This is a genomic window from Maribacter sp. X9 (assembly GCF_048537565.1).
Classification (GTDB): domain Bacteria; phylum Bacteroidota; class Bacteroidia; order Flavobacteriales; family Flavobacteriaceae; genus Maribacter.
Genome location: NZ_CP183215.1, coordinates 3,501,216 through 3,517,143 on the forward strand (window position 1 = coordinate 3,501,216; position 15,928 = coordinate 3,517,143).

The 15,928-nt window shown below is 36.7% G+C and carries 7 protein-coding genes; 3 read left to right on the forward strand and 4 right to left on the reverse strand.

The features are described 5' to 3' along the window. The 3 genes from ACNR9Q_RS14970 to ACNR9Q_RS14980 all read right to left on the reverse strand — a co-directional run bounded on the left by ACNR9Q_RS14970 (position 1) and on the right by ACNR9Q_RS14980 (position 5,462). Positions 1-3,567 (reverse strand): SusC/RagA family TonB-linked outer membrane protein, encoded by a 3,567-nt coding sequence (locus ACNR9Q_RS14970; RefSeq protein WP_419212037.1) that lies wholly within the window; start codon positions 3,565-3,567, stop codon positions 1-3. A 114-nt stretch (positions 3,568-3,681) separates the two neighbouring features. Then, on the reverse strand, positions 3,682-4,851 hold the full coding sequence (locus ACNR9Q_RS14975) for a FecR family protein (protein ID WP_419212038.1): 1,170 nt from the start codon (positions 4,849-4,851) through the stop codon (positions 3,682-3,684). Positions 4,852-4,964: 113 nt separating this feature from the next. Then, positions 4,965-5,462: an RNA polymerase sigma factor gene (locus tag ACNR9Q_RS14980; protein ID WP_419212039.1), complete on the reverse strand. Its 498-nt coding sequence runs from the start codon at positions 5,460-5,462 to the stop codon at positions 4,965-4,967. A 563-nt stretch (positions 5,463-6,025) separates the two neighbouring features. Between ACNR9Q_RS14980 and ACNR9Q_RS14985 the strand changes: the two genes are divergently transcribed. Next, positions 6,026-7,219, forward strand: coding sequence for a fumarylacetoacetate hydrolase family protein (locus ACNR9Q_RS14985; protein WP_419212040.1), 1,194 nt, complete (start codon positions 6,026-6,028; stop codon positions 7,217-7,219). 322 nt (positions 7,220-7,541) lie between these two features. Here the strand turns inward: ACNR9Q_RS14985 and ACNR9Q_RS14990 are convergent, their stop codons facing one another. Next, positions 7,542-10,823 carry a VCBS repeat-containing protein gene (locus ACNR9Q_RS14990; protein WP_419212041.1) on the reverse strand — a complete coding sequence of 1,094 codons (3,282 nt, stop codon included), beginning with the start codon at positions 10,821-10,823 and terminating at the stop codon, positions 7,542-7,544. 203 nt (positions 10,824-11,026) lie between these two features. Between ACNR9Q_RS14990 and ACNR9Q_RS14995 the strand changes: the two genes are divergently transcribed. Together ACNR9Q_RS14995 and ACNR9Q_RS15000 are read left to right on the forward strand one after the other, a co-directional pair. Continuing rightward, positions 11,027-12,058, forward strand: a complete 1,032-nt coding sequence (locus tag ACNR9Q_RS14995; RefSeq protein ID WP_419212042.1) for a LacI family DNA-binding transcriptional regulator — start codon at positions 11,027-11,029, stop codon at positions 12,056-12,058. Positions 12,059-12,802: 744 nt separating this feature from the next. Continuing rightward, positions 12,803-15,916 carry a SusC/RagA family TonB-linked outer membrane protein gene (locus tag ACNR9Q_RS15000; RefSeq protein WP_419212043.1) on the forward strand — a complete coding sequence of 1,038 codons (3,114 nt, stop codon included), beginning with the start codon at positions 12,803-12,805 and terminating at the stop codon, positions 15,914-15,916. The last annotated feature ends 12 nt before the right edge of the window (positions 15,917-15,928 follow it).

A 15,928-nucleotide genomic window follows, 5' to 3' on the forward strand; every position in this document is an offset into this window, starting at 1 on the left:
CTAGAATTTAACATTAAGACTAAAATTAAAATTACGGGTGGTAGGCAGCGCGGAATTTTCATAACCGGCCCTAAAATCACCAGAGGACTGAATAGCTTCTGGATCCAGCCCTGGAATGTCCTTATACAGAATAGCTACATTTCTACAAGAAGCAGCTAAAGTCAATCCTTTAATAAACTTTAAATCCGCCATATTGCTAACAATATCGGTAAGGTCATAGGATAATGATATACTTCTCAACTTTATAAAATCAGATTTAAAGGTAAAAGGATCTCCAATTTGAAGGTTTCGGTAGTCGGCATAAAATGATTGCAAATTGCTTACCGCCGTAGTATTTGGCTGTCCATTGCTCTCATATACACTATTGGGCACGATTACACCGTTCTCTCCCTCTCTACGACCTTCTAGGGAAAATAGAGAATGTCCTTGCCTTGTCATGTTTAAATGCGTGGATGATAACATAGTGCCACCAAACCTATAATCGATCAAGAAACTGAAATTCAAGTTTTTATAGGAAAAATTATTGTTCCAACCCCCAACGTGTTTTGGTATGGAAGAACCAACAGGTAAAAATCCATTTGTGTTTTCAGCTCCAGGCGTATCACCGTTTGTAGCCAATAATCTACCGTCATCGTTCACTAAAATCTGACCACTGTCATTTCTCCTGTAGGTTCTGGTATATAGTTGGTTCATTGGCAATCCTTCCGTATATCTTAGCTCCCCAAGAAATTCGTTTCCGGTTCCATTGAAGAAAATCAATAAAAGCGTACCACTGTCAGTATCACCTACATCCAATACTTCCGTAGAAAGATATGCGTTGTTCCAAGTACTTGACCACCTAAAATCATCGGTTTGTATGGGCACCACTTCTACCAAAGTTTCCAATCCGCTATTTCTCAGGGATCCTAAGTTTTGCTTTGAATTATCATAACCCGATGCGTTGGATAAAGTTACCTCCAGTATCTGGTCGGTGGTAACTTTATCAAATGCCGCTACATCCAGGCGAAGGCGACTGTTAAACATCCGCATTTCCAAACCAATTTCTTTCTCCGTTACCGTAAATGGTTGTAAAAGGGGGTTTGGAGCTAAGTTGCCTGCAACACCGGCAGTTGTCTGTCCATTAAATGGTGGATTCAATGTGTAGTTAAGAACACCTTCATAAGTGCCAACACCATTTGCACTTCCTACTTCCGCCCAAGAACCTCTTAATTTACCATAATTCAACCAGCTTTGATTTTTCATTAATTCAGAAAAGATGAGACTCCCAGATACTGAAGGATAGAATACACTATTGTTTTCTGGATTAAGTACCGAGAACCAATCTTGTCTACCTGTAAAATTCAGGTACAATAAATTATCGTAACCAAATTCAGCCAATCCATAAAGAGAATTGATTCTGAACGTGCTAAACTGGTAGGGTTGAAAACCGGCTTCATCGGTTTCAAAAGTTGTACCGTTAGTGATCGAATATAGGTCAGGAACAACGAACAGTCTTGAATATTGGGCATTTCTTTGAAATTGAGAACGCCAGGTATTACCTCCAAAACTTGCATCAAAGGAAAACTTTCCAAATTCCTTGTTTGCACCTAATAAAAAATCGGCGTTTACGTCACGCGTTTGGGTCTGCTGAATATCATAACGACCTCTATAAAACCCAGTATCGCCTTCTAGGGTTGTTGTAGCCCCAGCTCCATTAAGCTCGTTCCACTCCGTAAAATTGGTAGCATAATCATAGTTATATCGTCCTTGAAGGTAAAGCCAATCCGTAAATTGATATCTTAAAGTAGCCGTACCCAACAAACGGTTCCTATTATCATTGAAAAATTGATTTTTTTGTAATTGGTAATAGGGATTGTTGATAGTTCCTAAAAATCCATTGGTACGAAGTTCTGCACCGGTAACAGGATCAATTGCACTTTTTTGGTAGGCCTCTACAGGAGTTGAGATAGCCAATCTATTAAAAAAACCTACGGCACCAGGACCTTGTGTCCCAATCTGTGGTGGATTTATATTCTCCTCGTTGGTATAGTTAACGTTCACAAGCATATTCAATTTCTCCGTTACATTATAATTGATACCAACGTTGAAAATCCTTTTATTGTACTCGTTCGAGGGCTGTATACCCTTAGCGGCCGTATTGGCAAATGACGCCCTAAAGCTTCCTTTTTCATTTCCTCCAGAAAAACCAATCGTATTGGTAAGATTCGTTCCTGTTCTAAGGAAATCATAGAGTTGGTATGGGTTAGCTGAATAAGGTCTAGACACTCCATCGAAGTTGACAGTGGGTGCTCCATCAAATCGTTCACCAAAACTAAACTGCCCAGTACTTTGGGCATCTCCTTGAGTCTGTGGTCGTACGCCACCCGTTCCTTGGCCATACTCGGTTTGTCTTATTTCATCCAAAAAATTCAGCGCATGTGAGGTCGTAACGCTTGATGTGAAATCAACCCCAATACCTTGGTTTAGGCTACCGGTTTTCGTTGTGATGATTACCGCACCGTTTGCAGCCCTTGCACCATAAATAGCAGCAGCAGTAGCTCCCTTAAGTACAGTCATACTTTCAATATCGTCTGGATTTAGATTCTGCAGGTTATCACCAAGATCCCTAGAATTATCACGCCCATTGGCCCCTCTAGCACCTTGGTCTATTGGAAGACCGTTGATAACAAATAATGGTGAATTACTTGCACCTGCAAATGCAGATTGACCACGCAAACGAATTTGAACACTGGCACCAGCTCCTGCTGATGGAGGGCTAATGTTTAAACCAGCAACCTTACCTTGCAAAGACTCCATAGCATTTACCGTTCTGGTTTTGGTAAGCTCCTCGGTATCCACCGAGGTCACTGCGTACCCTAATTTTTTGGCATCTCTTTTAATTCCTAGACCAGTTACGACCACTTCATCTAAATTTTCCATGTCCTCGGCCATCGTCACATTCAAAACGCTTGATTCACCAACAGCTACTTCTTTTCTCGCAAACCCGATTGAACTAAAAATTAAGGTCGCATTAGATTGAGTAAGGGTTATTGAATATTCACCGTCAAAATCTGTAGCGGTTCCATTGGCCGTTCCCTTTTCAACTACCGAAACACCTGGAACGGGCTGACCATTGTCATCAGTAACCGTTCCTGAAATACTTTGTTGTAGAGCCGTCACGTTTTCGGCGTTATTTTTCGATTCCTTTGCTTTATTTTCAAGAACTTGTGGTTTCAGTTTTAACACAATCTGATTTCCCCTAAAAATAAAGTCGATGTTCGAATCATTAAAGAGTACCATAAGGATTTCATCTAATGCGGTATTCTTCACGTTAATGGACACTAACCTGGAGGTGTTTATTTTTTTAACGTCGTAAAGAAATTTAAAATCGGTTATCGATTCTATTTCATCCATCACCTTGATTGTTTGAACATTTTTCAAATTAAGGGTCATTTTCGTCTTTTGGGTAAATGAGCTCGCTTGAATGGAAAAGAAAGTCGTAAATAAAACTAAGGTGAATAGTTTGGTTTTTAAACCAATTTTCGTTGTACCGGGAATTTCAGTCCCAATAGATCTGTTGTTTTTCATATCATAAGTTGATTATTGGTTATTTCTTTGTTGTTATTCCCACAAAACTGAGTCTGTTTTTATGGGGAGCGGTTTTAATTTTTTTTGTACCATAGGCCTATTGCTTTTAAAATTTCAGTTATTGTATATGCGTATTTCATCACCTTTTATTTCATATTCAAAAGGAGTTTCTACTTTAAAGGTTTCCAATACTTCTCTAATGGTTTCAGTCTCAAATGTGGCGGTGAAGATTCTTTCATCAAGTTCTTTGTATTCATTTATGATTTTGACATCATAACGACGCTGTAAGCGTTGAATAATGTTTGAGAAATTCATTTTCTTCATAACCAACTTCCCTTCGATCCAACCGGTATATAATTCGGTATTTACTTTATTGACCATCATTTTTTTATCGCTCGCATTCCAATCTGCTTTATATCCCGGCGAGAGCAATGTGGAATTATTAGCATCATAATCCACACCCGTTTCATAAAGTCTTACAGAGCCTTCGACCAATACCGTACTCTGATATGTATCTTCTGGGTACGAACTAACATTGAACTTCGTACCCAATACCCTCACCGCCATGGTACCAGAGGCAACGATAAAAGGACTATGTTCATTTTTACGAACATCGAAAAAAGCTTCCCCAGTTAAGGATACCTGTCTATTTTTTCCTTTTATAAATTTTACAGGATATTTCAAGGAAGAGCCTGCGTTAAGGTTTACGACAGTACCATCTGAAAGAATAATTTCAAACGTTTTACCATTAGGGATATGTATCGTATTATATTCCAAGGCCCCAACATCATTCTCACTAATTTCATTTTGTGAATAATCAATAATTCCATTTCCCTTGTTTCCTAACAAATCACCTTTATTCGTTAAAATCTTGGCAGCTCCTTTTTGGGATAGTATTTGTACCTCACCGTTTCCCAGCTCAAGCGTTATGGCATTCGAGTCTATTTCAATTGAGGTTGCCACCTCATTGTTAAAAGATCTAAACAGAAAAAACAATCCGCCGAGACCGATAAAAACGGCTGCATAGCGCAGTAAACTTTTATTATAAATTGGCTTCCTCTTGTTTGGCCTATTTTGTTCTAATGAATTGGTTATTATTTTCCATGCTTCATTGGGATCTAGCTCATCAATATCTGGCAAAAGCTTATGCGCATGATGTAATTCTTCAAGCCGTTCGTAGGTTAAAAAATTTTCATCATTGTCGTACAACCATTTTTTAAAAAGAATTTCTTCTTCTCTATTTAATTGTCCGCTTAACTTTTTAAGGATAATTTCTGCTATCAAATTCGTCTTATTTGGTAAGAGGATAAACACCTCTTACTTATAAGATCCTACCAATAACAAATCGGGTAGTGAATATGTGAATTTTTTTGGTTTTATTTTATGAATAACGCATTTTAAAACATCCATAAATACACATCCCTTAAATTTAGTCGTAAAATTTTGAATGTCTTTTTTAAATGGTATTTTACCGTATTTACAGTAATCCCCATTATTTCGGCCGCATTTTCATACTTGATGCCCTCTAGAATGCAAAGTTCAAAAACTTTCTTATTCTGTTCGGGAAGGGCATCAATTTCTTTAAACAACGTTTTTGATATTTCTGAACGAATGAGTTCGCTCTCATAGGAAGGGACCTCGGTAGAATAATTTTTAAGAGAAAAGGTTCTTTGATCTCTTTTGATTTTTTTTAAGCTCTCATTTCGGATGGAAGCATTGATGTACTTCTTTAGATCCCAAATAGGTGTATCAAATTCTTTTTGTAAAAGTTTAATGAAAATACTTTGCACGACATCTTTTGAATCGTCCAAATTAGCAGTATAACTAAAAGACAATAAACACCACTCCTGATAATGTTTCAGAAACATTTCTTCCAAAAGTAAAGAATCTACCATTCCTGTTTAATGCGTCAAATTTTAAATTCTATCTTAAGCTGATAACTACCATTACTTGAAATCAAAATAATTGTATATTACACACTTAATGTTCGGCAATATATTAATTTGTTATTATTTTTGCAATGAAAATAATAATTTAACAGAATAAACACTATTAAGTTATTAATGTCATAATCGAATACTATTAATCATACGTATTAATACAAGCGTGTCATTAATTTTATGAGATATTGATATATTCGAATGAAATGGAATTCAACCCTTCAAAAAGACAAACATTTTTATATTTAATGGCTGTTTTAAATAGAAGGTTTATATTAAAAAAACAAGGAGCAAATAACAGAGTAAGAATTTTACATATAAACTTGATGGGGTAATATTGATTACCAATTCTCATAATTTAAATGTTCAGAAATATGTATTACATCGCCCTTTGAAGCTAAAATCTATTTTAAAATGTTTTTAACTAAAAGATTTCGAACTGAAAATTCAGATAATTTTTCATGAACAATCAATGAAATCTTCAAAAGTGATGATATTTAGTACCTAAAACCAAACGTATGAACCATTCTAAAATAATTACCGACTTGGATCAAGAGGGAACATGGATCGGAAGATGCAATATTCCAGAAAAAATAGCTTACAACAAGGTTGAAGGCCCACATGTAATTTGGGCGAATGAAGGAACTGTGTATGATTTATCATATTATTTTAAATCAACTGGCGAACTAATTAACAATCCATCATTTAAAGAGGTACTCAAAATTGATGATCCTGCCATAACAGCGGTTGGAGCACTGAGCGATATCTTAGAAAACTCTATGTATTATCAAAAAGATTATCGTAAACCTTTTTTTTTAGCCCCTAACGATACGCAGGCTGTTAAAGCTTGCGGTGTAACTTTTATCAAAAGTCTTCTAGAAAGGGTTATTGAAGAAAAGGCTAAAGGAGACCCAAGGTTGGCACTTGAACTAAGGGACGAAATTACTTCGGTAATAGGCGAGAGTTTAAACCACGTAAAACCTGGTTCTCCACAAGCGGATATCCTAAAGAAAGAATTGAAAAAAAGAAATATTTGGTCCCAATATCTAGAGGTAGGCATTGGTCCCGATGCCGAGGTATTTACTAAGAGTCAACCTTTTTCCTCGGTCGGTTTCGGCGCTGAAGTTGGTGTCCTTAGTCATTCAGAATGGAACAATCCAGAACCTGAAATCGTATTAGTGGTTAATAGTGAAGGGAACATTAAAGGGGCTACACTTGGTAATGATGTCAATTTAAGGGATTACGAAGGCAGGAGTGCGCTGCTGCTAGGAGAAGCAAAAGATCAAAATGGCTCTTGCGCCGTTGGTCCTTTATTTCGGATGTTCGATGAATCCTTTTCTTTGGAGGATGTTAAAAAGGCTAAAGTGTCCTTGACAATAGAAGGAACAGACGGGTTTATGCTTCAAGATGCCAGTGATATGGGACAGATCAGCAGATCCCCTGATGATTTGGTAGAGCAAGTGATTAGTGGTAATCACCAATATCCTGATGGATTTATTCTATTTTGCGGAACTATGTTCGCCCCAACCTTAGATCGGGGCGAAAAAGGTATGGGCTTCAGCCATAAACTCAATGATAAAGTTACTATAGCATCACCGAAACTGGGTAAGTTAATTAACTGGGTTAATTCGTCAGATAAAATTCCGAGATGGGAGTTCGGCATTAACGCTTTTGTAGAGTATACTTTAAATAGATTGAACAAAAAGCGGTAAATATAACATTTGATAGCACACTTCAAAGGCTAAATAAAACTAATCAAAAAATTAGACTGATATCTATTTGAGGTAAAGTCGGGTACAACTATAAAATACTTAACTAACTTTAGGAAAGAATGGCTTTATTTAAGTTCACCTTAAAAAGGTGATTTGCTGACAATAGTACGGTATCTTAAAATATAGGCCAAAAAAAAATAAATATCAAATCAAAAAAAATAGTTACTGTCTACTCAATTCAAGAAATAAAATTAACATAGGTTATATTTTAAAATTCCAATGGGATACATACCCAAATCCATAATACAAAATCTTTCTGCTCCTACTCTACTTTAAAAACCGTTAAGGGCCTATTGTTATTGGCTATAAATATATATGGTTCTTGATTAATGGCTATCAGCTCCATATGCTTGGCATTTAATCCATTGTAAAAACTTATATCGGTGTACGGTGACATGCCTCCTTTTGAGTCCCCAACAAGAATATATCCTACATTAGAGTCATATTTTACGGTTTCTACTTCCGACTCATGAATGGCACCTGATCCTATTACATCAATATTTCCATCATGATTTACATCCGTAAAAATAAAGGACATTGTAGGGCCCAATTGGGCACTAGTCGGTAAATGCTTTACGACGAAAGATCCATTGCCATTATTTTCTAAGTAGACCGACTCAAACTCTGTGACTTTTTTATGAAATGAATTTTCAATTTCTTCCTCACCGTAAATATCCGTCAATGTTGAATTTGCGAACTCTTTGTAGCTTTTGATTTTTTTGCTAACAAAAGCATTTTGAGTTGTAGAGCATTCTTTACCTCTAACTGGCACCAATTTTCCTTTGTAAACCTTACTCAATATCATATCATAATTGCCGTCACCGTCAAAATTATTTCCGTAAATGTGAAGGGGCTTTTCCTCTGAGGGATGAAATTTATTGTTGCTACCTAAATTCCCTACAAAGTAATCCATATCACCATCGTTATCAAAGTCTATTTGTCTAATAGTGTTCCACCATCCCTCTGTATCAGCAAGAGTGGCAATTTCCAGTTTTTGAAATTTTCCTTTATCTAAACTAAAAACAGTTATGGGCATCCACTCTCCTACTACCATTAAGTCTTGTTCGTTATCGCCATCATAATCAGATATTAAAATATCGTTTACAAGACCTATTTCTAGAAAATCGGGGGCTATTTCGTTTGTTACATCGGTGAATTTACCATCGGTATTTTTTAAGATATAAGATCTTGGTGATAGCGGATATTTACCAGGTACAACACGACCACCTACAATTAAATCCAAATCTCCATCACCGTCGTAATCGTAAGAAGCAATAGCTTTTGTACTGGTAAGCATCTTCGGTAAGTTATTAGATCGCATGAAATTTGCCGTACCATCGTTTAAATACAATCGATCCTGTAAAAGTCCGCTATTCTCATCGAGCTCATAACCCCCACTTGCAACATATAAATCTAAATCACCATCACCATCGGCATCAAAAAAATGAGCGCCATTATCTTCAAAATCTTTATCCGTGTTAAAGACTTCCTGTTCCGATTCTATATATTTTCCTGCAGAATTTTGAAGATATATATGAGACGGTTGACTGGGTCCTCCTCCTAAAAACAAATCTGTTAAGCCATCATTGTTTATATCGGCTACTGTAAAAGCGGGGCCTTGCTGAGATTGTTTCTGAGGTAACAATACCTGCTTTGAAAAATCATCAAAACTATTTTCATCGTGAACGTAGGATAAGCCCAAATCTTCGGGATTAATAGGGATAAAGTTTTCCTGTCTTTGATAAACTGTTTCAGTACCCGAGCTAGATTCATTTTCTTTAAAAATCAAAGTTTGGTTTGGCTTTATATCTTCTTTGTATGAAACTCGTCCATCTGGCCAAACTACCTCAATTCGCTTTACATTTTTTGCATCGCCAATGCCAAAGTTCAATAAGGGAGATACTGAAGATTGATACCCTCTTGATAAAAAGAGTTCTTGATACTGTTGCAAACTGTCGGTATACACCTTAACCTTAGAACCAATGGCATTCGTATTCTTGCTATCGCCCATGAGTTTTATATTCAAAAAATTACTCGTTGCATTATTTTTATAGATGCTGGCCTCATCTTCAAGGTTATTCACCACTAGGTCTAAATCACCATCGTTGTCCAAGTCTCCATAAGCAACACCGTTAGAATTTATAGCCTTATCAAAGCCCCAAGCCTCACTAACTTTTTGGAAAGACAGATCTTTGTTATTTTTAAAGGCATAATTCTGAAGTTTATCAGAAGGCATTTCTTTTAGGATTTCTTCAATGGGCATAGCCTGAAGCGAATCTTGATGTGCATCTAAAAAATTACCGAAATCCTGATTCGCAATTTCCCGTTTCACTCCGTTGGTTATAAATATATCCTTATATCCATCCCCATCAAAATCAGCAATCAACGGTGCCCAGCTCCAATCAGTTTTAGAAACGCCAGATACTTGGGCTATGTCGGTAAAATAGCCGTTGCCGTTGTTTAAATTCAGTACATTCGACATGTAGGGATAATGAAACCCAGCTTCTACAATCCACCAAAACCCTTCTGTATTCATACTGGCCATATTTTGCTTGCCCCTGCTGTGATCTTCAGCGGACATATCCAAAACCATAAGGTCAGGCAAAAAATCGTTGTTAATATCGGCAAAGTCAGACCCCATACTACTGTAGGTTATGTGTTTAAATTTGGTATTAATCTCATTGGAGAACGTACCGTTCTTATTGTTGATGTAGAGTTTATCGGGAGTAATAAAATCGTTCGCCACGAAAACATCTAGCCATCCGTCATTATTATAATCACCAATGGATGCGCTCAAACTGAATTCCTTATTTACAATGCCACTTTCGCGCGTGACATCTGCAAATTTATTACCATCATTTCTGTATAAATGATCCGAAGTCTGCGGATAAAATGTTTTATCTTTTACAATCGCTTTAAGGTTTACCGAATTTAAAAAATCGTTTCTGTGATTAATTAGATACATATCCAGATCGCCATCTTTATCATAGTCAAAAAAATACGATTGTATTGAAAAACCATCATCATCTATACCCCATTTTTGAGCCTCCTCATGAAACGTACCATTTTTTTGATTGATAAATAGTTTATTTCTGCGAAGTAGATTATTATCTAACGAAGCCGATTTACAGACGTAGATATCCATCCACCCATCATTGTTAATGTCTATCATGGTGACTCCAGTTGTCCATCCCTCAGCGTCGTTTACCTGAGCTTTATCCGTGGCATCCTTAAACTTGAGATTTCCTTCATTTAAATATAGTTTGTTGGATTGTTGATTAGAGGTGAAATATATGTCCTGAAGTCCATCATTATTTACATCCGCTATAGCCACACCACCACCGTTATACATATCGTAGTAATTCAGAATATTGAATGCTGCTGTTTCTTCTATCGTATTAATGAAATGAATACCGTTCTCTTCATTAGAAATCAAGGTAAAAAGTGTTTCTGCTGTAGTTTTTTTATTTTCAACTTCCTTACGACCACATGAAGACATCAACAATAAAAGAAAGACAATAGTCGTTATTTTTGACAAATGCATAATATTATAATTCTAAATAAATGTTTTTTTAATTAGCGCAACCGTTTGTTTCAAAAGTAGAAAAAGATAAATAATTTGAAGTTAGAATCATGAATTAAAAGTATTTCTAACTTTAAACCATTATTAACAGACGCTCCGAGCAAGCTATCATCTGCCTCAATGGCGGAAAAAAACTATCTTTGACCTTACCAACTAATTTAAAAATGAAAAGTAGTAAAGAAGTAACTATTTATGATATTGCAAAAAAACTCAATTTAGCTACTTCAACCATATCAAGAGGTTTAAAAGACCACCCCACCATAGGTAAAAAAACAATTCAAAAAATTAAGAAGACCGCTAATGAAATGGGATACCGACCCAATAATTTAGCAGCAAGTCTTCGTGGCAATAAAATGAAAACGATCGGGGTTTTGCTACCCTCCATTACACCTTTCCTTTCTTCTTTGATAAGTGGTATAGAAGTAGCTGCACAAAAAGCTGGATATACCGTATTGATTATGCAGTCATATGATTCATACGAACAAGAAGTAAATTTAACACAGTCTTTATACGATAATAGAGTTAGTGGTGTCATCTGTTCTTTAGCCTTACAAACTAAGAATACCGATCATTTTAAAATATTCACCAATAATGGGACCGCTCTGGTATTTGTGGATAGAGTTCCGAATGAGTTTGATACTTTTCATGTAATCATCGATAACTATTCCGCAGGATATAAAGCCACCAACCATCTCATTTCACAAGGTTGCAAGCGCATCGCCTATATTACAGTAGGTTTAGAGTTCAGTGTTTATCGTGAGCGGAAAGAAGGGTATTTAGCAGCTCTTAAAGAGCATAGCCTTCCTATAGAAGATGAACTAATTGTAAGGACGGATTCAATTAAATATGATGATGCGGAAAAAGCATGTATCAAATTACTACAATCAAAAAATCCTCCAGATGCCATATTTGCCCCCGGAGATACGATTGGGGTGAGTGCCATACAAACTGCGAAAAAATTAGGCATTAAAGTACCTGAAGAATTAGCCGTGATAGGTTTTAATAATGATCCCATTTCAAGCATTATTGAACCTAATTTATCGACCGTAACGCATCCAGCATTTGAAATGGGACAAACATCGGCCGAAGTTATCTTAAAAAACATTAAAGGATCTAAAAGGAAAAATGAACTTGTCAAACAGATTACCTATTTAAATACAGAGATTCTTGTACGAGCATCTTCCAAAAGAAAATAATTGATAAATCTGTTTGAAAGGCTAATATCGGCTGTGCTACTAAACAACATACGGTTGGATTATCAGCCCAAGTTTACCTTCTAAGTTTTGGACCAACAAGTCCCATACCCCCTTCCAGTTCTATTTTTTTTATCGGAGTATATACGATTCTAACCCTGTGTATTAATGGTCACAGCGGCATTTTAAAATCGTAATTTACTTTTGTCAATCACAATCCAATCTTACTGTTTACTCAGGTAGCGTTATATACATTTCGTAATGCTTAAGACGAAATTTCTTATCTAAAAATATGCGATTAGAATGTTATTTAAAAGTTCTTTAATTGCCGCTACCCCACATGCCAATATTTGTATAATTAATCAAAAAACAATTAAAAAAACAATCTATTTCTTAAAAATTTAAGAAGCTAAAAAACCTACCCTATCCTTTAAAATTCATCTTATAATCTTAAAATCAGAATTTTACAAATTATTTTCAAATATCACCTTTACGTAAAATAAAATTATTTAAGATTATTTTTAGATTATTGGCACAATCGGTTGCAAATAATAAATGTATTATTTACATTTGTTAATATAGCACATATTAAGGGTAATATAGAACACTTTAATTTCTAAGCTAGACATAGTAACAAACCTTAATATTTAAAAAATCAATCAAATGAACATAAACCTGAAATCGTAGTTAAAATTCTACCAAACATTATTGTATGAGAATTCAATTTCAATCTTTAAACTAAATTTTATGACTAACTTTCTATTAATTCAAGAGAAGAGCTTAAAGTGGTTCGGACTTACGCTCCTAACAATGCTCTTGTGCTCAGGAATAAATGCCCAAACGACCGTTTCGGGTACTGTATCCGATGGTGCGGGCCCTATTCCGGGAGTAAACGTTATCCTTAAAGGTACTAACACAGGCACCTCAACAGATTTCGACGGAAATTATACTATTAATGTTCCTTCTAGTGGCATATTGGTATTTAGCTATCTTGGTTATAAAACCGAGGAGATACAGATTAGCAATCAGACTCAAATAAATGTAACCCTTGCAGAAGATCTTCAATCATTGAGCGAAGTAGTCGTAATCGGCTATGGTACCCAAAACAAAGAATCTGTTACGGGTTCTGTTGTTTCCATTAAAGGCGATGAACTTGGAGAGGTCAAAGCCGCTAGCTTTCAAGAAGCCTTACAGGGTCGTGCGCCGGGTGTAAACATAACGACTACCGGCACAAGACCCGGACAAAACAATTCCCAAATTAGAATTCGTGGTACCCGATCACTGACGGGGGGTAATGACCCATTAGTGGTTTTAAACGGTATTCCTTTTGCTGGTGGAATAAACGATATCAACTTGAACGATATCGAAAGTCTTGATATTTTAAAAGATGCTTCCGCTACCGCTATCTATGGGTCTAGAGGTGCCAATGGGGTGATTTTAATTACAACAAAATCAGGTAAAAAAGGCCAGAAGCCAAAATTTACGTATAATACGTATTACGCCACCAAAGAGGTTTTTGCAAAGTTCCCGATGATGAATTCCGAGCAATTTATTGCGTTAAGGGAGGCAACTGGACGCTTTAACAATGGTGCTCCTACTTATACTTCTGGAGTTGATGAAGACCCAGCTGTTAATACAGATTGGCAAGATTTAATTTATGGTTCAGGACTACAGACAAGTCATGATATTGGGGTGACCGGAGGGGGTGAAAATGGTAGCTATAGTATGGGCGTGGGTTATTTTAAGGAAACTTCTGTTTTACCTGTAGAATCTTTTCAACGTTATTCACTACGTGCTCAAATTGACCAGCAAATTGGAGCTTTCCGTTTTGGTATTAATTCGGTAACGAATATGAGTTACACGAATGCAGCAGGATCTGATATTTACGGTAATTTAAGCGCCACTCCGATTTTAAATCCTTATAATCCGGATGGAACGCTTAAAAGAGTGGTCAGCATGCCTTCTGATGATTTTTGGGTAACTACAAGAAGTACACTAGGAGCAATCGGTAAAGGCAGAGTGAACCTGCAAAAAGACTTTGGTACGTACAATAATATTTATGGTGAAGTTGCTATTCCGGGGATTGAAGGCTTAAAGTACCGTCTAAACGCAGGTCTCAATTTAAGAGTGAGCAGGGATGGTGATTTTACGGGACAGGGTGTTGCCAATGTGAACGAATTAGCGCCAAATAGTGCAGGAGTAAGCAGTAGCCTTACTACAGATTATGTAATTGAAAACCTGTTAACTTATGATAGAACCTTTGCAGATAAACACAAGGTCAATGTCGTTGGTCTGTTTTCAAGCCAAAATACAAAATTTGACGATACTAATTTGAGAGTTAGGAATCTTCCAAATGAGAAATTTCTTTACTACAATTTAGGTTCTGCACTTATTGAGGACATTACAGGTTATGGGGGTAATTACCAAGAAAATAGTCTTCTGTCCTACATGGGAAGAGCTATGTACCAATATGACAACCGTTATTTAATTACGGCGACGGTTAGAGCGGATGGTTCTTCAAGGTTGGCACCTGGAAACAAATGGGTGACATACCCAGCAGTTTCTATTGGATGGAATATTGGAAATGAAGCTTTTATGGAAAATATTGATTGGATTGATTTGCTTAAATTGAGAGCGGGCTATGGTCAAACTTCAAACCAAGCAATTGACAATTATGCCACTCTTGGTAGTCTAGGCACTAGAAACTACAACTTTGGTGACACCTTTAATACCGGTTATTTTGTAGACGAATTACCTAATGCAAGTTTAGGTTGGGAGATTTCGAAAACATATAACTATGGTCTGGATTTTGGTTTGTTCAATAACCGCTTGTCCGGTACTGTAGAATACTACACAACGGACACTAGTGATATCTTGTACAGTGTTGGATTACCCAATAGTTCTGGTGTGAGTTCTTTTGTAGGAAACATTGGGGCAACTTCCAACAAAGGGGTAGAAATTGCTTTAAATGCCACCATCCTAGATAATCCAGACGGTCTTACTTGGGATTTTGGTGTAAACTTCTACACCAATAAAAATGAGATTACAGCATTAGCCAGTGGTGAAGATCGTAATGAAGGTAATTTATGGTTCGTTGGTTCCCCAATTAATGTAATTTATGACTACAATAAAATAGGTCTTTGGAATCAATCAGATGCAGATTTTCAGTACCTACAGACTTTGGAACCAGGTGGAAATGAAGGAATGATCAAGGTGGCTTACACAGGGGAATTCAACCCGGATGGCTCACCGGTTAGGCAAATTAACGCAGAGGACAGACAAGTAATTGACCCACAGCCCGATTTTCAAGGTGGTTTTAACACACGTTTGGCCTATAAAAACTTTGATCTAAATGTAGTGGGTGTTTTTAAAAGTGGTGGTGTAGCGGTAAGTACGCTTTATTCCTCGGCCGGATATCTTAACCTACTTACAGGAAGAAGAAATAATGTGAACGTGGACTATTGGACGCCTGAGAATACGGGGGCTAAATATCCAGCACCGGGAGGTATACAGGCTGGTGATGGCCCCAAATACGGTTCAACCATGGGCTATTTCGACGGTTCTTATTTAAAAATCAGGGCCATGACCTTGGGGTATAACTTTAATCCGAAGTTAGTGAACGACTTAGGCATTCAAAATATGCGACTTTATACAACGGTACAGAATCCTTTTGTCCTTTTCTCACCATTTCATAAAGAATCTGGTATGGATCCAGAAACTAATTCAGGGGTAGATAGCAATGGAAACCGTCAAAATTCGGCGACCGGAACGAACGGTTTTATTTCGCAAGGTATTGCGACTATAGGAGCAAACGTACCTACCACACGTAATTTTATGCTTGGATTGAATTTAACATTTTAAAAAAAAGTGATT

Coding starts and splice junctions, on each gene's coding strand:
- ACNR9Q_RS14970 (WP_419212037.1), bottom strand. CDS start 3,567: ATGAAAAACAACAGATCTATTGGGACTGAAATTCCCGGTACAACGAAA.
- ACNR9Q_RS14980 (WP_419212039.1), bottom strand. CDS start 5,462: ATGGTAGATTCTTTACTTTTGGAAGAAATGTTTCTGAAACATTATCAG.
- ACNR9Q_RS14985 (WP_419212040.1), top strand. CDS start 6,026: ATGAACCATTCTAAAATAATTACCGACTTGGATCAAGAGGGAACATGG.
- ACNR9Q_RS14990 (WP_419212041.1), bottom strand. CDS start 10,823: ATGCATTTGTCAAAAATAACGACTATTGTCTTTCTTTTATTGTTGATG.
- ACNR9Q_RS14995 (WP_419212042.1), top strand. CDS start 11,027: ATGAAAAGTAGTAAAGAAGTAACTATTTATGATATTGCAAAAAAACTC.
- ACNR9Q_RS15000 (WP_419212043.1), top strand. CDS start 12,803: ATGACTAACTTTCTATTAATTCAAGAGAAGAGCTTAAAGTGGTTCGGA.